This window comes from Desulfomicrobium apsheronum (assembly GCF_900114115.1).
GTDB classification, from domain to species: domain Bacteria; phylum Desulfobacterota; class Desulfovibrionia; order Desulfovibrionales; family Desulfomicrobiaceae; genus Desulfomicrobium; species Desulfomicrobium apsheronum.
This window is the reverse complement of sequence record NZ_FORX01000025.1, coordinates 1-22,880: the sequence shown is the minus strand read 5'-3', so window position 1 is coordinate 22,880 and position 22,880 is coordinate 1. Positions and strand designations below refer to the sequence as shown.

Genomic DNA, 22,880 nt, shown 5'->3' with positions numbered 1-22,880 from the left:
AAGGAGTTTCGGCGGCCCCCGTCCGGCTGAGCCGGCACCGCGACCGCCACTCCTCGATCCGTTAACGCATCAAATCCTCACACCTTCCCTGTCTGCCCGAACAGCATCCTCTGCACATCCCCGAGCCGCGACCATCCCTTCCCCCCGGCTCCGGTCTTGGGATGGACCATGGGCGCATAGCCGAGGTTCGCGGCCTGGCGCAGCCTCACATCATGCCCCGTGACCGGCCTGATCTGGCCGTTCAAGTCCACTTCGCCCCAGAACACCGCGCCCTCGGGCAGAGACCGGTCATAAAAGGATGACAGGATGGCCGCGACAATGCCCAGGTCAAGACCGGGGTCCTTCATGCGCAGTCCGCCTCCGACCTTGGCGTAGACATCGACCTGCCCCAGGCTGATTTGCAGACGCTTCTCCATTACCGCGATCAGAAGATGCAGTCGGTTGGCGTCAAAACCCAGGGCCGTTCGCCGGGGAAAGGCCAGGAAGGTGCGCGTGACCAGCGCCTGCACCTCGACCACAAAGGGCCGCTGGGACTCCATGGACATGACCAGGGCCGTGCCCGAGAGCGCCGTGTCGCGGGCCTGCAGAAAGAAGGTCGACGGGTCTTCGATGACGTTCATACCCTTTTCCCGCATCTCGAAAAGCAGGATCTCGTTGGACGGACCGAAACGGTTCTTGACCACGCGCAGGATGCGGAAAAGGTGCTCCTTGTCGCCTTCGAGGTACAGCACCGTGTCGACCATGTGCTCCAGCAGCTTGGGGCCGGCGATCTGGCCGTCCTTGGTCACATGCCCGACCAGGATGACCGTGACCCCGGTCTGCTTGGCCCGCTCGGTCAGGGCCGTAGCCACTGCCCGGACCTGGCTGACGGAACCCGGCAGGCCCTCGACCCTGGATGAAATCATGGTCTGCACCGAGTCCACGACAATGAGCGCGGGGGCGTCCTCCATGCAGGCCAGAATGTCGTCGACCTGGTTGGTGGCAAGAGCGGTCAGCCTGTCTCCGAGCATGCCCAGGCGTTCGGCCCGGCCGCGAATCTGGGACAGGGATTCTTCACCGGAAACATAGATGACGCCCTTGCCGGAGCGCTCCATGGACGCGCCCACCTGCAAGAGCAGCGTGGACTTGCCGATGCCCGGCTCCCCGCCGAGCAGGATGACGCCTCCGGGCACGAACCCGCTGCCGAGGATTCCGTCAAGCCCGGACAGCTGAGAGCTGACCCGGTCTTCAAGAAGCGTCGGCAGCTCGCGCAGATCGACGGGACGGTTCAGGGGCATGTCCATGGCCGAACCGGACTGCCGTATTGCCGGCTCCAAGGTATTCCAGGCCAGGCATTTGGGACACTGCCCCTGCCAGCGGGGACTGACAGCCTTGCAGGCTGTACACACATAAGCGGTCTTTGTTTTCATGGGGGAATAAAAAAGGCAGACTTGCGTCTGCCTTTCGTGGGTCAAAAGTTGTGCTATTGTTGCGGGACGCTGGATTGGATCACTTCCAGCCCGAATTCCTCGACAGATTCCGGGGTCTGGAAAAACACGGCCATGAACGGCACGGACGCTCCGGGCTGAATATTGGTGTTGTTGGTCAGAATGCCGACCTTGGCGGTCAGGGCCGTCTCAATGTCCGCCCGGGTCGAAACCTGAAGCTGGTACAGGGAGACGACGTTGCCGCACATGAATTCCTGGGAGGCGACCTCGCCGCCCTGTCTGTCGAAGAGGGAGGCCTTGATGCGAATGAGCTCACGCGCTTCGGGAAAACGATTCACGGCCTTGCCTTCAATGATGAAAAGCTGCCCTTCCTTTTCGTTGGGGACAAAGTACTGGCGCACGTTCTCCAAAGCGATCTGGGCCGCACCTTCACGCGCGACGGTTTCCTGGGTCGCGGGAGCGTCCGGAACCGAGGGCGCAAGTCCGAGCAAAGCCGGCTGGAAAAAATAGATTCCGCCCAGGCCGCAGGCCAGAAGCAGGACGACAAGGCCGATGATCAGGCCCGCGCTCCCGGATTTTCGGGACTTGCCGGCAGAACTGTCGGCGGATCGCAAATCGTGATCCAGCTGATCGCTCAAAGGCTGCTGAAAGGCGCCCTGAAGATCGGCGAGCATTTCCTGATCCACCGAGGACTTTGATTCGGCCTTGGTGCTTTTTTCTTCCAGCATGGCCGTCAGGTCGTCTTCAAAGGACTCGTTTGCGACGGATTTCGGCGCGGGCCGAGGCTTTTTCTCATCCAGCATGGCTGCCAGATCGTCTTCAAAGGCGTCGGCACCGGCGGTCTTCTTGGGGGCGGTCGCGGGCTTCACATCCTCGAACATGGCCGCGAACTCTTCCTCGAAGGAATCCTTCGCGGCAGGGGAAGCACCTTTTTTATTCTCGAAAGCCGACGCCAGATCGTCATCAAAAGAATCATCCTCGAATGCGCCGGCCGCGGAAGCTGGTTCGGGAACCTCCGGCGTCACGACATCCTCGGAGATGGGACGGAACACGGTGAACACATTCTGGCAACGCGTACAACGGACCTTGCTGCCGTCGTGTCCGATCTTGCTTTCATCCAGATTGTATTTGGTGGTGCACTCAGGGCATTGAACGAGCATGGCCTTTCCTTGAAAAAGTTCAGTCTGGAGGCAGGGGTCTATGCTTCCGAGAATTTGAGATCGTATATTCCGTCAAGTTCTCTGTATTGCTCGGCGTAGTCAAGTCCATAGCCGACGATGTATCCCTTATCCAGTGGGAAACCCACAAAATCCACATTCACATCAACCTCGCGGCGCTCTCTCTTGTCGATCATGGCCGCGATCTTGATGGATTTGGGACCACGCGCCTCGAGAACCTTGGTCAGAAAACCCATGGAGTGGCCCGTATCGACGATATCCTCGACCACGAGCACATGCTTGTCCCTGATATCGATCTCCATGTCCTTGGAGAAAACCATCTTCGATTTGCGGGAAGTCTGATCCGCATAACTGGAAAGGCGAACAAAATCCATGCTTGGATGGATGGTCAAATTACGCATCAGATCAGTAAAAAATGCGTAGGCGCCTTTAAGCACACATACGCAAACCAAGGGCTCGTCACCATAATGGCTGGATATTTCCCGACCCAGTTCCTGGGCCCGTGCTTCAATTTGCGAACGGTCGAAAAGCTGTACAAATTTCATGAATTCTCCCGGAGAACCGATATGTCATAACTTACAAATCAATCATCATGGCCACTTCGTCACATTCGGGAAACTGGGGGCATTTGAGACAATCGGCCCACACCTTTTGCGGCAGGATGTCCTTGCTCACTTCCGAAAAACCCAGTTTCTGAAAAAAGGGGACCTGATAGGTCAAGGCGAATACCTTGTAAACACCAAAGGTCACAGCTTCGCTGACGCAAAACTCCACCAGTCTGCGCCCCAGGCCCTGACCCTGGGCGCTCTCGGCAACCACCAGTGATCGGACTTCGGCCAGGGCTTCCCAGGTGATGGTCAAGGCGCAGCAGCCGACCACGGTTCCGGACTGCGCATCCTCGGCCACGATGAAATCCCTCAGGTGGGAATAGAGTTCACCGAAGGACCGGGGCAGAAGCAACCGTTTGGTGGCGCAATCCATGAGCAGCCGGTGGATGGCTTTGACATCGGTGATTGTCGCCTTTCTGAGTATATATTTTTCCATGCGTGCTCCCGCGTGATTCCTTGAAAGATCAGGCCGACCGGACCTCGGCGCACAGCCGGGTGGCCACGCGCACCGCCGCCACCGCGTCGTCGGCATAGCCGTCGGCACCGATCAGATCGGCATAGGACTGGCTGACCACCGCGCCACCGACCATGACCCGGCAGGGAAGGCCCTGCTCGCGGACCAGGCGCACGGTGTCCTCCATGCGGACCATGGTCGTGGTCATGAGCGCGGACAGGCCGATGACCGAGGCCTTGTGGGCCACTGCCGCCGCGACAATGTCCACGGCCGCCACATCCTTGCCCAGATCGACGACATTGTAGCCGAAATTCCTGAGCATCAGGCAAACGATATTCTTGCCGATGTCGTGAATGTCGCCCTCCACCGTGGCCATGACAATGGTGGCCTTGACCTCCTGTCCCTCGCGCACGAGCAGGTGCTTGATGGACTCGAAGCCGATCTGCATGGTTTCGGCGCAGAGCAGGAGTTGCGGCAGAAAATACTCTTTCTTCTCGTACTTTTCCCCCACCTTGGCAATGGCCGGAATCATCTCTCCGTCAACCAGGACAAAAGGATCCTCACCGTCCGCGATGCGATCGCGCAGCATCTCGACGATGCGATCCTTCTGGCCCTTGATCACCGCCAGCGCGACAGGGCTGCCTTCCTCGTCGGCCGGTCCGGAAGCGGCCTGGGCCACCGGATTTCCAGGATTCCATCCGGCATAGGAGGCGATGAAACCTGCCGCCTGGCTGTCCCGGCCAAGGAGCACCTCCGCCGCCGCCAGATTCTCGCGCAGGCGCACCGCGTTGGGATTGGCGATAAATGAGGTCATGCCAACGCCCATGGCCATGGCCAGGAAGGTCGAATTGATCAGATCCCGCGCAGGCAGACCAAAAGAGATGTTGGACAGTCCCATGGTCGAACCCAGGCCCCAGCGCTCACGGCAATGCCGGATGACATCAAGGCAGGCCTTGGCCGCCTCGGGCTTGGAGGACACGGTCAGGGCCAGGGCGTCGACCAGGATGAGGCGCCTCGGGATACGCAGGCTCTCGGCCTTGATCAAAAGCTCCTCGATGATGGCCAGGCGCTCGGCCGCCGTGACGGGCAGCTTGCGGCCTTTGAGCGGCAGCAGGATGAACGGCGCGCCGTAGTCTCGGCACAGCGGGCCAAGGATATCCATCCGCTCTTCCTCGCCGCTGATGGAATTGACCAGCGCCGAGCCCGGATAGGCCTCAAGGCCCGCCCGGATCGCCGAGATGTCGCTGGAGTCCAGGCACAGGGGGATGGAGTGTGCGCTGGTCAGGGTGCGCACGGCCAAAGGCAGCATGCGCGCTTCTTCAACCATGGGCGCGCCCACGTTGACGTCCAGAAGATCGGCTCCGCGCTCGGCCTGTTCCTCGGCGTAGACCATGAGGCGACGGGTCTCAAGGCGTTGCAGCTCGGCCGTGAGTTCGGCTTTGCCCGTGGGGTTGATCCGCTCGCCGATGATGCGGCAGGGACGATCAAATCCGAACTCCACCGCCCGGGAACGGGAGGTGACGATCAGGCAGGGAGGATTGAAAATCTCGGGCCGCGACACGCTCTTGCCGGTGCAAAGCGCATTCAGGGCCTGGATGTGCTCCGGCGTGGTGCCGCAACACCCTCCGAGGCAGGAGACGCCCACTTCCACCAGGGTCGAGACCGTGGCCGCAAAAGGGTCCGGGGGCAGGCGAAAAACCGTGGCCCCGTCCACCAGTTCGGGCAGCCCCGCGTTGGGCTCGATGAGCACCGGAGTTCGGCTTACGCGCAGCATGGCTCTCGCGACCTCGATCAGTTGCTCGGGGCCGGCGCTGCAATTGGAGGCGATGAGGTCCACGCCCATGTTTTCCATGGTCTGGGCAAAGATTTCCGGAGTGGTTCCGGTCAGGCTGACTCCGCCCTCGAAGGTCATGCTGATGCCCACGGGCAGATCACAGACTTCGCGCGCGGCCACTACCACCGCCCTGGCCTCGGCCAGATCGAAATGGGTCTCGCCCAGGATCAGGTCCGCGCCGCCTGCCGCCAGGCCGCGAATTTGCTCCTTGAAGACGTCCACCAGTCCGCGAAAAGAGATGTCACCCAAAGGCTCGATCATCTTGCCCGTGGGCCCGACGCTGCCAGCCACGAAAACCGCGTCACCCACGGCTTGACGCGCGGCGCGGGTCATGGTCTCATTGACCTCGAACACGTCCAGGCCGTGTGGAAGCTTGTAACGGGTCGCGCCAAACGTGTTGGTGGTGACCACATGCGCCCCGGAACGGGCGTATTCGGCATGGATCGCCGCGACAACATCCGGCCGCGCCATACCGAATTCCTCGGGGGACTGTCCGGCCTGAAGGCCGCGACGCTGGAGCAGGCTACCCATGCCCCCGTCAAAAATAAGAACGTTTCCGCCCTTGAGTGCCTGGCGAAAATCGCGCATTTCAACACCTCACATAGTTCAAAAATTCACACTCCGGTGAACGAAGGGCCCTACTGAAAATCATTGAAAAGGACAAACAAAAACTCTATGATGGAAAACTCCGAAATAACGGATCGCTTCTCCAGAGAGCTTCTCGCGGAACAGCCCCGGGCACATTTTTTCACCATTGCAGCACGTGATGCCCAAGAACCACCTCCAGTCACGCACCATCATGAATCCCAATAAACGACTCGAAGACAATGCTCCGGATGAAGAGCTCGAAACACCCTTGTCAGAAGACACCGAAGAATTCGATGCCGACGATATCGACGATTCCGACAAGGTCGACACTGTCGATATCGATGAAATCGCCCCGCTGGTCCTGGCCACCGTACCCAAACGGGAAGTCGCGACCCTGGACCCGCTGCACATCTACCTTCAGGAAATAAAGAAATTCAAACCGCTGGAACAGGATGAGGAATTCGACCTGGCACGGCGCTACCGGGATGAACAGGAAGAGCAGGCGGCTTTTATCCTCATCACCTCCAATCTGCGGTTGGTGGTCAAAATCGCCATGGACTTCCAGCGGCGATGGATGAAGAATGTGCTCGACCTGATCCAGGAAGGCAACGTGGGCCTCATGAAGGCGGTCCAGAAATTCGACCCGGACAAGGGCATCAAGTTTTCCTATTATGCCTCGTTCTGGATCAAGGCCTACATCCTGAAATTCATCATGGACAACTGGCGCATGGTCAAGATCGGGACCACCCAGGCCCAGCGCAAACTTTTCTACAACCTGGGCAAGGAGCGCCAGCGCCTGCAAGCCCAGGGGTTTGACCCGACCACATCGACCCTCTCCAAGAATCTGCAGGTCTCCGAAGCCGACATCGTGGAGATGGGTCAGCGTCTGGGTCAGCACGACGTGTCCCTGGACATGAAGATCGGAGACGATTCGAGCTTCACACCCATGGACTTCATACCGGCTCTTGAAGCCGGAATCGAAGAACAGATGGCCGCCGACGAGATCAGCGTGCTCATCCATGACAATATTGATGCCATACGAGACGGCCTGAACGAAAAGGAACTCGACATCCTTGAGCAGCGTCTTCTGGCCGATTCACCCATCACCCTGCGTGAAATCGGCGACAAGTACGGGATCACCCGCGAGCGGGTACGTCAGATCGAAGCCCGCCTGCTGCAAAAGATAAAGGCCCAGATGTCGAGCACCATCCAAGATTTCTCCGCAGAATGGATTGAACATGAAGAATGAAATTCTCCTTCGCATCAAACAGGAAAGTGCAGCCGTCACCCCTGACGCCCTGCCCAGCTTTTATACGGCCATGAGCGCGGAGCTTGCCTCCGCCCGGGACACCTTCTTTTCGCACCCCATGGTCCTGCGGTGCCGCGAGGATGTACTGCCCTTTCTTAACGACGAATTCGGACACGGCATCCACCACTCCAAAAAAGTCGCCATCGAATGCAGCGCGCTGATCCTTGGCGAGGCAGAGGCGCTGGGGCTGGAGCAGGCGCGGCGACTGAGTCTCCTGGCCATGCTCGCGGGCCTGTTGCATGACACCTGCCGCCTCGAAGGCGATCACGCCACGCGCGGCGCAGACCTTGCGCTGCTGATTCTCCGGGACTATCCCCTCACGGACGAGGAAAAACAGATGATCGCCGACGCGGTGCGCTGCCACGAAGCCTTCTCACCGCCAGCCGAGTTTGCCCACCACGGGACGCAGATCCTGGCCGACGCACTCTACGACGCGGACAAATTTCGCTGGGGGCCCGACAATTTCATCACCACCCTGTGGGAAATATGCAATTATCAGGAGTGGACCCTTGAGCAGATTCTGGATAAATTTCCCGCCGGGCTTGAGGTCGTGGCGTCCATCCAGAACACGTTCCGCACTTCCGCCGGGAAAATTTACGGGCCGGAATTCATAGAGTTGGGCCTCGACATGGGAAAGAAAATTTATCAAATAATCCAGGCATTTTGTAGAAAAAATGACTGCTCCGGACACATCACTGCATGATCAGAACGCTTGTCCACCGGCTCCTTCTCCCCGCCGCCTTAGCGGCTTCCCTGGGGTGCGCCCATCAGGTCGCACCAACGCCTTTGCCCGTGCCGCCCACGCCGGTGCCGGCCTCTGCCGAAGCCGAGGCCATCTATTCCTATCTGGCCTACCGAGAACTGCTCCAGGAAGACAAGAAAGACCAGGCAGCCCAGGCGCTTGAGCAGGCCATCGCGCTCGCCCCCACGCCGGAGCTCTACCTTGAACTGGGTAACCTGCACTGGCGGGCCTCCAAGTTTGCCGATGCCTTGGTTATCCTCAATCAGGGGCTGGCCCGATACCCTGATTCCGAAGCGTTGGTCAGCACCCTGGCCAAGACCTATGCGGCCCAGGGGCGTTTTGACGACGCAGTGCTCGTCCTGGACGACTACCGCGAGAAACACCCCGAGCAAATCGATCTGACCCATGAAGCCGCGCTTTATCGTCTTGAGCAAGGAGAGTTCGGCGAAGCCGTGGACAGGCTGAACGCCATTGCCAAAAAAGACACCACCGCGACAACCAAATTTCTCCTCGGCAAGGGCTTTTTCGGCCTCGAACTCTATGACAAGGCCATCACCGCCTACCAGCAGGCCGTAGCCGCGGATCCCGAGTATTACAATGCGTGGATAGAGCTCGGCCTGACCTACGAGGTCCAGAAAAACTATATCGACGCGGAACGCGTTTTCGCCAAACTCGTGGATTTGGGAATCGGGAACCAGCAGATTCTCTTTCGCCTGATCGAGCTCAACCTGAAGCTCAACAATCCCGATCAGGCTCTCGTCTATGTGCAGCAGGGCGCTGATGACCAGTCGCTGGTCCTGGAAGCGGCCAATCTGCTGCTCAACCAGGATTTTTTCGACCACGCGGCGGAGCTTCTGGACCCCATGGCCCAGGAAAATCCGATTCCCAGCGACGCGCTTTTTTTCCTGGCCGTGCTCGAATACGAAGGCCGCGACAATGCGGACAAGGCCATGGCCTATCTGGAAGCCATACCCACGAGCCATCGGCACTATGAGCGCAGCCTGATATTCCGCATCCATCTTCTCTATCAGAAAAACGACAGGGACACGGCGAAGGAGCTGTGTCTATCGGCCGTGACGCTTTTTCCCAGACAGCCGGAATTTCGCATCATCATGGCGGAAATGCACGAATTCGAAAAAGAATATCAGCAGGCGCTGGACGTGCTGCTTCAGGCCACGACCCTCTGGCCGGAGAACACGACCATCCTCTACCGCCTGGGCCTGATCTACGATCGTATGGAACACCGGGACCAGGCCATGATCATGATGGAGCAGGTCATCTCCAAGGATCCCGAGCACGCGGACGCGCTCAACTTCCTCGGGTACACCCTGGCGGAGCAAGGACGCGATCTGGAACGGGCGCAACTGCTGATCGAAAGCGCCCTCAAGGTCAAACCGGACAACGGCTACTTTGTCGACTCCCTGGCCTGGGTCTACTTCAAGCAGGGCAAGAACACGCTCGCCTGGCAGGAAATAAAGCGTGCCGTTCAGCTTGTGGATTCGGATCCGGTCATCTGGGAACACTACGGGGACATCGCCCGTGCCATGGGCCTCATCTCCCAGGCCCGCGAAGGCTATTCCAACTCGCTGGATCTTGAAGGCGAAAATGCCGAGAAAGTGCGGGCCAAACTCAATTCCCTGGGCCGGACGCGATGAGGGCTTTTGCTCTGTTCATCCTGCTTGCCGTCCTTGGGGGATGCGCCCCGCAAATACCGATCCAGGACCCGGACGCGGTTTCGCGCATCTGGTCCACCCTGCATCCCAGGTCCTCTGCCGCAGACCGCATAACGGCCCGCTTTTCCATGCACGTGGCAACCAGCGAGCGCACGGGACGCTTGGTGGGCCAGCTTTGGGGCTATCCTGCTTCCGTCATCCGCATGGACCTGTCCTCGGGCACCGGTGCATCGGTGGCCATGATCCGTGAAACCCCGGAACTCTGGACCGCCTTCATCCCGTCGGAGAACAAGGCCTACCACCATGCCGAGGCCCGGGCCGGGCTGGCCCTTTTCCAGATCCCCGTGCCGTTCGACGCCAGACAGATCGGCAGCCTGCTCGGCGGAGATCTCGGACCGGTCCTGCCGCCGGAATACACATCTGTGGAGGGTACCCGGGAAGGGCGCATCCGTTTCAATTTTTCCTCGGGCGACGTAGCCTATATGGAAACCCCGGAAAACATGGAAATGCTGATCCTTGGCGGCAGGAAGGGCTGGACGCTGACCTGCGAAGGGGCCTACGCGGCACCGGCATTTCCCGACCATGTCCTCTATGACAAACACACTTTTTCATCCCCCAGGGATGGCAAGGCCGTGCTCAGGGTCAAATCCCTTGACGCCGGCGGAGAATGGCAAAACCGCGACCTGGACCTGAGTCTACCCCAGGACGTGCAATGGATGCGCATCACATCCACGCCTCGACACAACTAAAACTTCATTGGAGGGAGTGAATGCTCAAGAACACGTTAAAACCCGTCACCAACGGATTCAAGCTCCTTGCCAGCGAGGGCAAGTGGGTATTCATCAAGGGTTTTCGGCGCTGGGAAATCCGGCAGATGGAAAAACGTCTGGCCGAGGAATTCCAGAACCTGGGCCGCAGCTATGCCGCAAGCCGGACCAAGGGCGAAAACTTTGACCCCAAGGCTAGCGACAATGACCTGACCTTGAAACAGATCAGCTTCCTGCAGGAAGAGATCGCCCATCTGGAACAGGAACTGGCCTCCACCCGGGCCGAATATGTCAAAAATCGCGCGGATAAACGCGACACCGAGGTCTAGATGCGCACCATCGTCTTCGGCTCCGACCACGCGGGTTTGGGCCTCAAGAACATTCTCATGGAGCACCTCGCGGGGCGCTTCAAGACCATCGATGTCGGCACCCACTCCCTGGAGAGTTGCGACTACCCGAATATCGCGGGCAAATTGGCTGAGGAGGTGCTGAATCTTGAAGCCACGGGCATCCTCATCTGCGGCTCCGGGATCGGCGTGTCCATCACAGCCAACCGCTTCGAGGGCATCCGCGCTGCCCTGTGCGCCAATGAATACATGGCCCGCATGAGCCGCATGCACAACGACGCCAATGTGCTGTGCATGGGCGAACGCATCATCGGAGTCGATCTGGCCAAGGCCATCGCCGACGCATTCCTGGGCACCGAATTCGAGGGCGGACGCCATCAGCGCCGCGTGGACCTGATCGACCGGCAGACTCCTGCACATAAACAATCATAACGCCTTTTCCGCACATCACGAGAATCATCATGACCACCAACGCTTCCCAAATAGATACCAAAGCCGTCAACGTCATCAAGGGCCTGATCATGGACACGGTCCGGGCCTCCAACTCCGGCCATCCCGGCGGAGCCATGTCCTCGGCCGACTTTGCCTATGTCCTGTTCAAGGAGTTCCTCAACTTCGATCCCAAGGACGCCAAATGGTTCAACCGCGACCGCTTCGTGCTGTCCGCTGGTCATGAATCCGCCTTGCTTTACTCCATCCTGACCTTGCAGGGCAGTCTGAGCGTCGATGACCTCAAGGCCTTCCGTCAGTTCGGCAGCAAGACTCCCGGGCACCCCGAACACGACATTACCGACGGCGTCGAGGCCACCACCGGCCCACTCGGCCAGGGTTTCGCCATGGCTGGCGGCATGGCCGTGGCCGAGGCGTTCCTGCGCGACTATCTGGACGCACAGAGCGCAGGGCACTTCACCTACGCGCTGGTCTCCGACGGTGACGTGCAGGAACCCATTTGCCTTGGTAGCGCCGCCCTCTTCGGCCATTGGGGGCTCGGAAGACTCATCGCCTACTATGACAGCAACAAGATCCAGCTGGCCGGTCCGACCTGCCGGGCGGACACGATCGACCACAAGGCTCTTTTCGAGAGCATGCACTGGCAGGTCATCGAAATCGACGGCCACGACCACGAGCAGATTCGAAAAGCCATCCTCGCAGGCCAGGCCGAAACGACAAAACCGACCCTGATCATCGGTCACACGACCATGGCCAAGGGCTGCGCCACTCTGGAAGGCAGCGAATCCACACACGGCTCTCCGTTGCCCGAGGCGGAAATCACGGCCACCAAAGCCAAGCTCGGACTGCCCGACGAGAATTTTTATCTCCCAGAAGACGTGCTCTCGCACTTCCGCGCCCGTTTCGCCTCCCTGGGCGCGGCCCGCAATGAATGGGACAAGCTGATCACCGCCAGGCTTTCGGATGCGGACTTCGCGGCCAGATGGGAAAGCGCGACCACTCCGGTCTGCCAGCGCAGCCTGAACTGGCCGGAATTCGAATCCGGAGCCAGCGTGGCCACTCGCAAGGCCTTTGGCGCCTGCCTCGGGGCCATGATGGAGCAACTGCCCACGCTCATGGGCGGTTCGGCCGACCTTGACCCATCCAACCAGACCGTCAAATTCCGTGAATTCGCAGGGATTTTCAACGCCGTCAGCAACGCAAAGGGCCGCAACCTCTGCTTCGGCGTGCGCGAATTTCCCATGGGCGCGATCCTTAACGGCATGACCCTGCACGGCGGCGTCGTTCCCTTCGGCGCAACCTTCCTCGTCTTCTCGGATTATGAAAGAAACGCCATCCGCATGTCCGCGCTGCAGCATCTGCCGGTCCTGCACGTCTTCACCCACGATTCCTTTTTCGTCGGCGAGGACGGCCCGACCCATCAGCCCATCGAACATGTCAGTTCCCTGCGCCTCATCCCGAACCTTCTGGTCCTGCGTCCCGCCGACGCACGCGAAAGCGCGGCCTGCATGGCGGTGGCCCTGAAACAGAAATCGCGGCCTTCCGTGCTGATCTTCACCCGCCAGGGCCTCCCCGTGCTCGACCTGCCGAAACCGCTGGAAGAACACGTGAGCAAGGGCGCATATGTGGTCCGCGACCCTGATGGCGACGCTCCCCAGATGCTGATTCTGGCCTCCGGCTCGGAAGTGCATCTGGCCCTGGAAGCCGCCGAGGCGTGCCCGGAGCTGAAAATCCGCGTCGTGTCCGTTCCGAGCATGGAACTTTTCGACGAACAGAGCGCACAGTACCGCGAATCCGTCATGCCCCGCGCCATCACCCGCCGCGTGGCCATCGAGGCCGGACGTTCGGACCTGTGGTACAAATATGTCGGTCTGGACGGAAAAGTGTGGGGCATCAACCACTTCGGAGCTTCGGCCCCGGCTAGCGTGCTGAAGGAAAAATACGGATTCACCACCGCCAACCTGATCAAGTTCATCAAGGAATAGCATGGAAGCCCCGCAACGAAATCTGGCCATGGACCTGGTCCGCGTCACTGAAGCCGCGGCCCTGGCCTCGGCCCGCTGGCTCGGCAAGGGCGCCAAGAACGAAGGCGACGGTGCTGCCGTGGACGCCATGCGGCTGTCCTTCAATACCCTGGATATCGACGGCCGCATCGTCATCGGCGAGGGAGAGAAGGACGAAGCTCCCATGCTCTACAACGGCGAGCACATCGGCACGGGCCGTGGCGCAGCCGTGGACGTGGCTGTCGATCCCGTCGAAGGCACCAATCTGCTGGCCTACGGACGGCCCAACGCCATTGCCGTGGTCGGACTGGCTCCAGCCGGGACCATGTTCAACCCGGGCCCCAGCTATTACATGAAGAAGCTTGTGGTTCCGGCCCAGGCCAAGGGCGTGGTCGACATGAACGCGCCCGTGGCCCACAATCTTGAGGCCACGGCCAGAGCCCTGGGTAAAAAAGTCGAGGATCTGGTCATCTTCGTCCTGGACAAACCCCGCCACAAGGACCTCATCACCCAGATCCGCACCGCCGGGGCGCGCATCCAGCTGCACACCGACGGTGACGTGGCCGGGGCGCTCATGGCCGTCGATCCATCATCCAACGTGGACATGATGTTCGGCACCGGAGGCACTCCCGAAGGCGTTTTGGCGGCCTGCGCCATCAAAGCCCTTGGTGGCGAGATCCTGGCCCAATTCGATCCCCAATCCGATTCCGAACGCAAGAATGTGCTCGAATTCGGACTGGACCTGAACCAGGTACTGACCACGGACACGCTCATCCGCGACGACAACGTCTTCTTCGCAGCCACGGGCATTTCGGGCGGCACGTTCCTGGGCGGCGTTTCCTACTCCGGCACGGGAGCCACCACGCACTCACTGGTCCTGCGCGGCAAGACCGGCACCATCCGCCGCATCACCTCGACCCACCAATGGGACAAGCTGATGCGTTTTTCGGCCATCAAGTACTAGACTCGCCAGCTCACAAAACATCAAGCGCCTCCTGCCAAAACCTGGCCGGAGGCGCTTTTTTCATTTCTGTACTTGCAGCAAAGAAACCCTTCCCACTCTTCACAAAACAAAGCCTAACCAATCCTCAAAATCCCCCCTCTCACCGCCACAAGGCCCGGGGCCGTCATGGTCTTGGGGGCCGTCGGCTGTCTGACTGATCCAGGCATCGTTTGTTGAATCGTTGCCTGGGAGCGGCCTTGATTATTCGCCCTGCACGCAACGATTCAACTCTACGAAGCCGGAGAAGGAGTTCCGGCGGGCCCCAAGGCCATGACGGCACCGGGCCGCTTGTCGCAAAAAACTTCTTCCAACTCTTCACAAAACACAGCCTGACCAATCCTTAAAATCCCCCCTCTCACCGCCACAAGGCCATGACGGCACCAGGCCGCTTGCCGCAAAATATCCAATTGAAAACGCCTAAAGCCCCCGGCTCTCAAACCAGCGAAAAAGCCCCAGCGCAACACAGATAAACACGATAATCACAACCCAGGGCGACACACCCAGGGCCTCGGGCAGTCCAATCTTGCCGAAGTCGGCCCAAGACAGAACCGTGCGCTGAAAAAAAGGATACAGCTCCGCGTAGATTGCCGCGCCCACCAACATGCCGGCAATGGCGAAGATCGCGTGCCAGCGTCCTTCTCCAAGCGCCCCCATGGAAGTACCAGGGCAGTAGCCCATGACTGCCCAACCGGCACCGAACAAGGCTCCGCCTACAAGAACCGCGCCAACGTTCATGGACTTGTGGCCAAGGGTGATCATCCCTGCGCTGGACATCCCGGCAATGCCGACCATGCCGACAATGATGGCGGAGAGCATGAACTTGAGGATGGTCATGTCTTTGAGCAACATGGCCCCGACCTGTTTCTCGAAGCGCAATACCCGTCCCTTCTGCAACAAAAAACCAAAAAGGATTCCGGTCACCAATCCGAGGATTTGATCCGTGCTCATCGTGACCTCCTTCCGTAAATGAACGCCGCAACGATTATACCCACACCAAAAAACATGCCCAGAGCCACAAAAGCGCTGACGGAGAGCTGCATCATGCCGCTGAGACCGTGACCGCTCGGGCAGCCGCTGGCCATGCGCGCCCCCATCATGGCCACGATTCCGCCCAAGAAAGCCCAGACGGCGCGTTTTCCAACTGATGGCCCGAAATGTTTTTCCCAAGTTGGAGGAACGCTTTCGAGCTTGAAGCTCTTGTCAGTACATGAAGCGATGAACGCTCCTGCAAAGATACCGAGGACCAGCATGAACTGCCAGTCAACCTTCACTTTTTGTTTAACGAAATATTCGTTGGCCTGTACGTGCTCCGGTGCAATTTGCTGTTCAATCACCCCCGCACCGCGAACAAATGTGGTGGAAGCTCCCAGATAACTTGTTTTCCCGAGCCAGACCGTCGTGGCATAGGCTGATAAAATGGCTAGTACGCCAACCAGAGCCCCGGCCAGATATGGATTCCATCCGCCGGAGTCCTGTTTTTTCATTCGCATACAACATACCTCCTGTTTGATTCCCGACAAATTAACCCAACAGAACAAACTAAGGCAAGTACATCCTCTACCACGTCGCAATCTGAAAATATTGAAAAGCAATGGACCCGGCCAATGTTGACGGGACCTGCTTTGCTGCCGCCAAATCATGAAGAGACACCCGGCGGCAAGACGCCACCAGGACAAATATGCACATACGCCGAACACGTGAGAATTTGGGAGCAAGGTCACGAAAATGGTTGGCGATGTCGCAGCTATACAGCTTCATTCGCCCGCATTTGAGCCCGGATAACAAGACTACATAATGCTTTTGTCTGCATCATGAGCAAACAATATAACGGGGAGACTCCCGCGAAGGACGTAAATGGAAATTCTCCGAGAAGTCACAGATGTTCCCGGTTCGGCTTTTTCACGCTCAATGATTGATCGCGAGAAGAACAAGGTTTTAAAGCGTAATTCAAGGCTCGAAAATCGATTTAAATGACGCCACTACAAAAAATCGTCATGCCCTTGAAGTAGAGGATTCATGCCTTTTAACTGTCTGATAAGAGTAAGTTTTGCGTTATTGCCCGACATTTGCGCCGTTACCCGGCATGCCCCGCCTACCCCTGCTGGGCACACATTCGCGGGAATGACAAACTGTTTCTTTCGCGACCTTCTGTAGTGTTGTCTTAAATGCGCAGCTGGACAAAACCCGAATGACGCTTTCAAAATTCGGATTCGCACAGGAATGCCAGTAGACCGGAAATCCATCGGAACGATCTTCTTGTTTCAGCAAATGAATTTTCCCTGAACAGCCGTTATAAACGACCATTCAGGGAAAATTGAAAGGAGACAGAAACGGTGCTTCCTTGACAATGCCCTTGGCCCGCTATTTAGCCTCGCCGAGATCCTTGACCTTGAGATCCACGCCAAGGGCGCTCATGAGCTGGGAAACGGGCATGCACAGTCGATAGTACGAGAAAGAGTGCGCCGTCATACCGTTCAGGAACACCTGTTGGGAACTGAACAGGCTCTTCTGCGCCGAGACAAGATCAACAAGAGTTCGTTGCCCCATGCGAAACTGATCCGTGTAGCTCGAAACCACCTGCGCATTTTCGTTCGTCAGGTTGCGCAGCACAGGCAGCAGCTTGCCCGTGGCCTTGTAGAAGCTGTACGCCGTACGCACATCCTCTTCGACCTGACGTTCGATATCCAGGGCATCCTGTTCGGCACGCAGCTTCTCATTCTTGGACTTGCGAATGGAAGCGGCATCCGAGCCGCCGCGGTAAAGATTGAAGTTCATTTCCAGCATGGCGGAGGCGTCGTGGTAACTTGCCTCGTAACCGCCTGTGTTGTCCGAACGAGCGGCGGTAACCTTGGCATGCAACTTGGGCATATACACACCTTTGGCCGACTTGATCTCCAGTTCCTTCTGCTGCACGGCCAGGCGAGCTGCCTTCAGGGCGCGATTGCCGTCCCGGGCCATGCTGATGGCGATGGCCTCGCTTTGGGGGATGGCCAGCAGCGGAGGCTCGGGCATGGATAAAACACCGGGCTTGTCGCCGAAAAATCGAGCATAACCCGCCACGGCGTCGTCCAGGGCTTGGTTGGCCTGGATCAATCGTGAACGCGCCTCCTGCAGCGCCGCTTCGGCCTGGGTCACGTCAGCCTGCGTGCCGCCGCCGCTATCCTGCCGGATGCGCGTCAGGTCAAGCAGCTTCTCGTGTTCTTCGATGTTGCGCACGCAAAGCTCCACCAGCCCCCTGGCCCGGATCACGTCCAGAAAATACTGCGTGGCGCTGAGGCCGACATCCTCGGCCGTATTGAAGAGCTCCTCCTTCTTGGACTCGGAGTACAACTTGTCGGCTTCAACCCTGGACCGCGTCAGACCGCCGTCGAAGAGCAGCTGGGACAGGACCAGACGCTGCTCGTCGGACCATTCATCGCCCTGACCGTCAGCCTCCCTGGCGATGGTCGTGTCGTTGCGACGCAGGCCATATCCACCCCTGGCCATGAAATCCAGCTGAGGCAGAAGCGCGCCGTAGGACTCGCGGTATGCGTCGTGTGAAATGGAATACGCGTGCTTCTGACTCAAAAACTTGGGATTGGAATCCATGGCGGCCTGGATGGAAGCCTTCAGGGAATCACCGCCCGCAGACACGTTCGTCAGCACCGACTCCACTCCCGGGGCACCCAGGGGCTCGATCCCGGTGCCTCTCTCCTGGACCACGAGAAGCTGAGCCGAGGACAGCGCCGGAATCAAAAACACGACAACCATCACCCAAAACATCCCGTGGTATACAAAACGCCTGTCTTTCATCTTGCCGTTCCTCCTTGGTGCGATCCCTGTTCGGGTCATGCGATTATCCTGTGTTTGATATTATGAAGCGAAGATTCAGCATGGTTTCTTACTGCGCATTTATAACACTCTGAATTCATATTAAAATATATATTCATAAATTAAAAATACATATCTGAATAAGTAGCTGAGCAAAAATCTACAAAAATATACTTATAGCGGAAGTTTTTGCAAAATTATGATCCACTTTTCACCACAAAGACAAATCAGCCTGTATGAATTTCAAGTCACGTCCTGCGTAGTTAAATCCGCTTGTCCCATGAAACCGGGATCGGGCCCAGGCATTGGCGCAGTGCAAAGAAAAAGGGCTCTTCGGGATGCATCCGAAAAGCCCTTTGGCGTTCAAGGGTCAGCCACTGATGTTCTGCTGGCTTGTCATATCCTCGTTCACCATGAGGTGAACGACGCTCGATCCGACAGAACAGTCTTCGTATTTCGAAAAGCCCTCAGGCGTTCTAGGTTCAGCCCGTGATGTTCTGGCTTGCAATATCCTCGGCCACCATGAGGTGAACGACGCTCGATCCGACAGTGTTCGTGTAATGATTGTATTCAAAACCATCGGAGCCGACCACGTCCGAGGCAACCAGGGACCATCCCGAATCCGTCGTGGACACCTCCTCGGTGCCGTCACCATGCACCCAAAGGGTGTCGGTGTCCGAAACCGCGAGCACATCACCGGCCCGCAGGGTCAGCACATTGGCATCGTCCGCGTCACCCAGGATGTCGATACGTTCGATACCGGAGATCCTTCCGTCCGAGACCATGGCGCTCAGGTCCAGAGCATGGCCGAGACCGGAATGGTCTTCGAGCCTGAACACGTCAAATCCGTCTCCTCCATGCACCGAATCGTCGGGCCCGCCGACAAGCAGGTCATCTCCGGAGTCGCCATGAAGCAGATCCTGTCCCAGGCCGCCGACCAGGGTATCGTCGCCGTCGCCACCGTACAGCGAATCGTCGCCGCCAAGGCCCACAAGGCTGTCGTCGCCGCCGAAGCCGCGCAGCTCGTCTTTGGAGCTCATCAAGAACACACCGTCCCAGTCGGTGTCGCGGCCCAGCAGCGTGTCACCGTGCTCCGAACCCCATACGCCGTCCATGTACCACAACCAGTCGCCGTGCTCCTCGCCCGTGGGGTCGGCACCTATCTGGCCGGGTTCGCCACGGCCCGTATATAAGGGACTCGGGATGCCGGGATAGGCGTAGTTCTGATCGTCCAGATCCACGAGCACTCCCTGCGCGGAATTCCGATAGCTGGCGATGTCGTGGCCGCCCCCGCCATGGATAAAGTCGGAGCCGGCGCCGCCCTCAAGGGTGTCATTGTCCGAATCCGAAGATGTGTACCCGCCATCGCCCCACAGACTGTCCTGCCCCGCGCCGCCGGTGATGAAGTCGTCACCGCCCATGCCTTTGAGCTCGTTGTCTGTTTCGAAACCGAGGATGGTATCGTCGAAGCCGGAACCGGCAACGTGATGGATGCCCAGCAGCGTATCGCCTTCGGCTTCACCGCCGCTCTGGGCCGCGATACCGTCCTGGCGGGTCAGGTCCACGTAAATCGCCGACGGCGAGTTGGCGTAAAAAGCCAGGACGTCCCCGTCCACACTGCCGAGAAGCAGATCGCCGTCCGCGCCACCCTCCAGGGTCTCACGGCCATGGTACCCGCCCCCCCCAAACAAGGTATCCCGCCCCGCGCCGCCGGAAAGGAAGTCCCCGCTGTTATCGAAAGCTTCGCTGTCGACAGGAATTGTATTGCCGCCGAAGAGGGTGTCCTGGTGGTCGTTGCCACCCACGATGAAATCGTCGCCATCCCCGCCATACAGAGAGTCTTTACCGAGACCGCCAATCAGGGTGTCATTCCCGGAGTCGCCCCACATCCGGTCTTGTCCGGCGCCTCCGAACATGGCGTCGTCGCCCGCGCCACCCCACATGCTGTCATTGCTTGTCTCCCACCAATTGAGACTGGACGGGTCATCGCCGATCATCGTGTCGTTGCCATCCAGACCCACGAGCCAGTTGTCGGCGTTGTCGCCCACGATTGAATCGTCATGCTCCGAGCCCATCACGTTCTCGAAGCCCGTGAGCGTGTCGCCTTGGGCGTCGCCGCCGCTCTGGGTCGCGATCCCGTCCTGGAGGTACAGATCCACGCTCACGCCCGCCGTGCTCGTGCTGTAGTCCACCCAGTCGCCGCTATTGTGGAGATTCGCATCCGTGTTCGTGCCGCCGTCCAGGAAATCGGCCCCGGAACCGCCGCGCAGCGTGTCGTCTCCCGCGCCGCCAATGAGAGTGTCTGCACCGGCCAGGCCGTCCAGGAAATTGTGGCTTCCATCGCCCGTGAGCGCGTCGCCTTGGGTGTCGTTCGTGCCGATGACGTTCTCGATGCCCACGAGGGTGTCGCCCAGGGCGTGGTTGCCCGCGCCGCCGCCCGTCTGGCCGCCCGCACTGTTCAGGTCGACGTTCACCCAGGACTCGCTCCGGCTGTAGTCGGCCGTGTCAGGGTAGTAGAAGTTCGTGGTCGCGGTCCAACCGCCGTCGAAAACTTCAACGACATCCAGCACGCTCTCACCGCCCACCAGGGAGTCCGCCCCGGCCAGGCCGGCGAACACGTTGCTCACGTAGTCCTGGCCGATGAGCGTGTCGCCGTGAGCCGAGCCGACCACGTTCTCGATGCCCGTCAGCACGTCGCCCTCGGCATGGCCGCCGCTCTGGGCTTCGGAACTGGTCAGATCCACGTGCACGGCCGCGCCGCTCGCGCAGTAATCCGCCCAGTCGCCGCCGGGCGTCGCCTCGTAGCGGATCACCGGATTAAGTAAAACGCCACCGATCTGGTTGTAGTGGTATTTGATGGACTCACCGACGGTGTTCGAACCCCCGTCGAGAATGTCCGCCCCGGCGTAGCCGACCAGGGTGTCGTCGCCGTCGCCGCCGTAGAGCGAATCGTCGCCGCCAAAACCCACGAGGCTGTCGTCGCCGGCCAGACCGGACAGAACGTTGTCCGCGTCGTCACCCGCCAGCATGTCGCCGTGCAGCGTATCGTTCGTGCCCAGGACGTGCTCGATGCCCGTCAGGGTGTCGCCGAGGCCGTGATTGTCCAACCCGCCGCCCGTTTGGGCGCCCGTGACGCTCAGGTCGATGTTCACCCATGTGGGGCTTGCACTGTAATCGGCCGTGTCGATGCCGTCGCCGCCGTCGAGAAGGTCCGCTCCGGCTCCGCCGATCAGGATGTCGTCGCCGCCGCTGCCGTACAGCTGGTTAGGAAACATATTCCCGATGAGCGTATCGCCATGGGAGGAACCAATGACGTTCCAAATGTAGTCCAGCGTATCCCCGATGGCGTCGTTCCCGTCCGCGCCGTTCCCCTGGACCTGAACCCTGTTGTTCAGATCGATTTCCACGGCCAGGCTTTGGCTGTAGCTGATCTTACTCAAATATTGTGTCGTATGCGTACCCGACATGTAGTCGGCTCCGGCGCCGCCCTCCATCAGGCCACCTGCGCTCCACAGCGAGTCGTTCCCGTCGCCTCCATAAAGCTCCGCGGTACCGTCGGCGTGAATCCTGTCGTCGCCGGAGCCGCCGTACGCTGCGCCAGCATGCAAAACAAGAAAATCGTTTCCGGCCCCGCCCATGAGGAGTCCTTCGCCATAATTGGGTCCGTACAGGGAGTCGTCGCCGTTTCCGCCAGACAAGGTATCGTGGGTCTCGCCGCTTACTAATACATTGTCGGCGTCATCGCCCGTGATCACGTTGCCCAACGCCAATGGGTCATACCAATTCCGCGCGCCCCTAACATCCTCGATGCCCCGCAGGACGTCACCCTCGCCGAAATTGCCGCTGTCGCCGCCGCTCTGTGGTCCTGTGACGTTCAGGTCGATGTGCACCGATGTGGGACTTTGGCGGTAAAAGGCAACGTCGACGCCGTCCCCCCCGTCGATGAAATCCGCTCCCGCATTGCCGTACACGAAATCGTCGCCGGCCCCGCCGTACAGGGTGTCGTCGCCCGCTCCGCTGTACAGCCAATCGTCGCCGTCAAAGCCGTAGACAAGAAACGTCGTGCCGACGCTGGTGAAGTCTGTCGCCCCTGCAAAGTCGTCGCCGCCATTGGTACCCCACACCTGAACGGGGATGCTGTGCATGTCGAAGGTCGATTCGGGGGTGACGGTCAGGCCGTCGGTCACGGTGAAGGTGAAGCTGTCGTCCTCCACGACCCGTACCTCTGAACCGGCCTCGGGAGCGAAGCGGTAGGAGACCCGTCCAGCATCGATATCGGCCTGGGTGAAGACCGTGCCGGAGAAATCCGTGATGGCGACGCCATCCAGCATCAGCGTGCCGAACTCCGGAGCGTGGGTAATCGTATAGGCGAGTTCCGACGCCGCATTGTCGACATCCCCGGCATGGAGGTATCCCGCAAGGGAGACGGTGGCTTCGGCTTCCACGTTGATCGGGGCGTTGACGTCGATGCCCGGCGCGTCGTTGACCGGATTGACGGTCAGGTTTGCGGACGTGTCGATCGTGCCGCCGTTTCCGTCGGAGACCGTGTAGTTGAAGATGACGGCGCCGTTCCAGTCGGCAGAGGGCGCGAAGGTCCACGTGCCGTCCCCGTTGTCGGTCAGCGTGCCGTCGCCCGAGGCGACGGAAAGTCCGGTCACGGTAAGGGCGTCGCCGTCCGCGTCCGAGG

17 protein-coding genes are annotated in these 22,880 nt (G+C 59.5%); 8 read left to right on the top strand and 9 right to left on the bottom strand.

The genetic code is table 11. From position 1 onward, the window contains the following. Positions 1-77 precede the first annotated feature (77 nt). Genes radA through BMZ40_RS17560 form a run of 5 tightly spaced genes read right to left on the bottom strand, consistent with a single transcriptional unit; the run spans position 78 to position 6,089 of the window. Complete coding sequence (gene radA, locus BMZ40_RS17580) at positions 78-1,409, bottom strand: DNA repair protein RadA (protein WP_092379023.1); 1,332 nt, start codon at positions 1,407-1,409, stop codon at positions 78-80. Positions 1,410-1,462: 53 nt separating this feature from the next. Continuing rightward, positions 1,463-2,587: a DUF3426 domain-containing protein gene (locus BMZ40_RS17575; RefSeq protein ID WP_092379020.1), complete on the bottom strand. Its 1,125-nt coding sequence runs from the start codon at positions 2,585-2,587 to the stop codon at positions 1,463-1,465. A 38-nt stretch (positions 2,588-2,625) separates the two neighbouring features. Continuing rightward, entirely contained in the window at positions 2,626-3,150 is a 525-nt protein-coding gene (gene hpt / locus BMZ40_RS17570; RefSeq protein ID WP_092379017.1) for a hypoxanthine phosphoribosyltransferase, read from the bottom strand. A 31-nt stretch (positions 3,151-3,181) separates the two neighbouring features. Continuing rightward, positions 3,182-3,649 (bottom strand): N-acetyltransferase, encoded by a 468-nt coding sequence (locus BMZ40_RS17565; protein WP_092379014.1) that lies wholly within the window; start codon positions 3,647-3,649, stop codon positions 3,182-3,184. A 28-nt stretch (positions 3,650-3,677) separates the two neighbouring features. Continuing rightward, a complete protein-coding gene (locus tag BMZ40_RS17560) occupies positions 3,678-6,089 on the bottom strand; it encodes a homocysteine S-methyltransferase family protein (RefSeq protein ID WP_092379011.1) in 2,412 nt (803 codons plus the stop codon). 178 nt (positions 6,090-6,267) lie between these two features. On the opposite strand from BMZ40_RS17560, the gene BMZ40_RS17555 reads away from it, so the two are divergent. The 8 genes from BMZ40_RS17555 to glpX are packed head-to-tail and all read left to right on the top strand — an operon-like array spanning position 6,268 to position 14,344. Then, entirely contained in the window at positions 6,268-7,338 is a 1,071-nt protein-coding gene (locus BMZ40_RS17555; RefSeq protein ID WP_092379008.1) for a sigma-70 family RNA polymerase sigma factor, read from the top strand. Then, on the top strand, positions 7,328-8,101 hold the full coding sequence (locus BMZ40_RS17550) for an HD domain-containing protein (RefSeq protein WP_092379005.1): 774 nt from the start codon (positions 7,328-7,330) through the stop codon (positions 8,099-8,101). Before BMZ40_RS17555 ends, BMZ40_RS17550 begins: the two co-directional genes overlap by 11 nt. Further along, on the top strand, positions 8,098-9,795 hold the full coding sequence (locus tag BMZ40_RS17545) for a tetratricopeptide repeat protein (protein ID WP_092379002.1): 1,698 nt from the start codon (positions 8,098-8,100) through the stop codon (positions 9,793-9,795). The genes BMZ40_RS17550 and BMZ40_RS17545 overlap by 4 nt, the downstream gene beginning before the upstream one ends. Then, on the top strand, positions 9,792-10,562 hold the full coding sequence (locus tag BMZ40_RS17540; RefSeq protein ID WP_092379000.1) for a hypothetical protein: 771 nt from the start codon (positions 9,792-9,794) through the stop codon (positions 10,560-10,562). The genes BMZ40_RS17545 and BMZ40_RS17540 overlap by 4 nt, the downstream gene beginning before the upstream one ends. Positions 10,563-10,582: 20 nt before the next feature. Next, the gene (locus tag BMZ40_RS17535; RefSeq protein WP_092378997.1) at positions 10,583-10,909 is read left to right on the top strand and encodes a hypothetical protein; all 327 of its coding nucleotides are present in this window, start codon (positions 10,583-10,585) and stop codon (positions 10,907-10,909) included. Next, on the top strand, positions 10,910-11,359 hold the full coding sequence (gene rpiB, locus BMZ40_RS17530) for a ribose 5-phosphate isomerase B (protein WP_092378994.1): 450 nt from the start codon (positions 10,910-10,912) through the stop codon (positions 11,357-11,359). It abuts the gene before it with no gap. 29 nt (positions 11,360-11,388) lie between these two features. Further along, complete coding sequence (gene tkt / locus BMZ40_RS17525) at positions 11,389-13,362, top strand: transketolase (protein WP_092378991.1); 1,974 nt, start codon at positions 11,389-11,391, stop codon at positions 13,360-13,362. Between the two features lies 1 nt (position 13,363). Then, positions 13,364-14,344 carry a class II fructose-bisphosphatase gene (gene glpX, locus BMZ40_RS17520; protein WP_092378988.1) on the top strand — a complete coding sequence of 327 codons (981 nt, stop codon included), beginning with the start codon at positions 13,364-13,366 and terminating at the stop codon, positions 14,342-14,344. Positions 14,345-14,800: 456 nt separating this feature from the next. Here the strand turns inward: glpX and BMZ40_RS17515 are convergent, their stop codons facing one another. The 4 genes from BMZ40_RS17515 to BMZ40_RS17500 form a co-directional block, all read right to left on the bottom strand. Next, positions 14,801-15,331, bottom strand: coding sequence for a DUF6691 family protein (locus tag BMZ40_RS17515; RefSeq protein ID WP_092378985.1), 531 nt, complete (start codon positions 15,329-15,331; stop codon positions 14,801-14,803). Beyond that, on the bottom strand, positions 15,328-15,867 hold the full coding sequence (locus BMZ40_RS17510; protein ID WP_245751141.1) for a YeeE/YedE thiosulfate transporter family protein: 540 nt from the start codon (positions 15,865-15,867) through the stop codon (positions 15,328-15,330). The genes BMZ40_RS17515 and BMZ40_RS17510 overlap by 4 nt, the downstream gene beginning before the upstream one ends. Before the next feature lie 877 nt (positions 15,868-16,744). Further along, on the bottom strand, positions 16,745-18,214 hold the full coding sequence (locus BMZ40_RS17505) for a TolC family outer membrane protein (protein ID WP_245751140.1): 1,470 nt from the start codon (positions 18,212-18,214) through the stop codon (positions 16,745-16,747). Between the two features lie 461 nt (positions 18,215-18,675). Further along, positions 18,676-22,880: cadherin-like domain-containing protein (locus BMZ40_RS17500; protein ID WP_177193254.1), on the bottom strand; the 4,205-nt coding region annotated here is incomplete at its 5' end.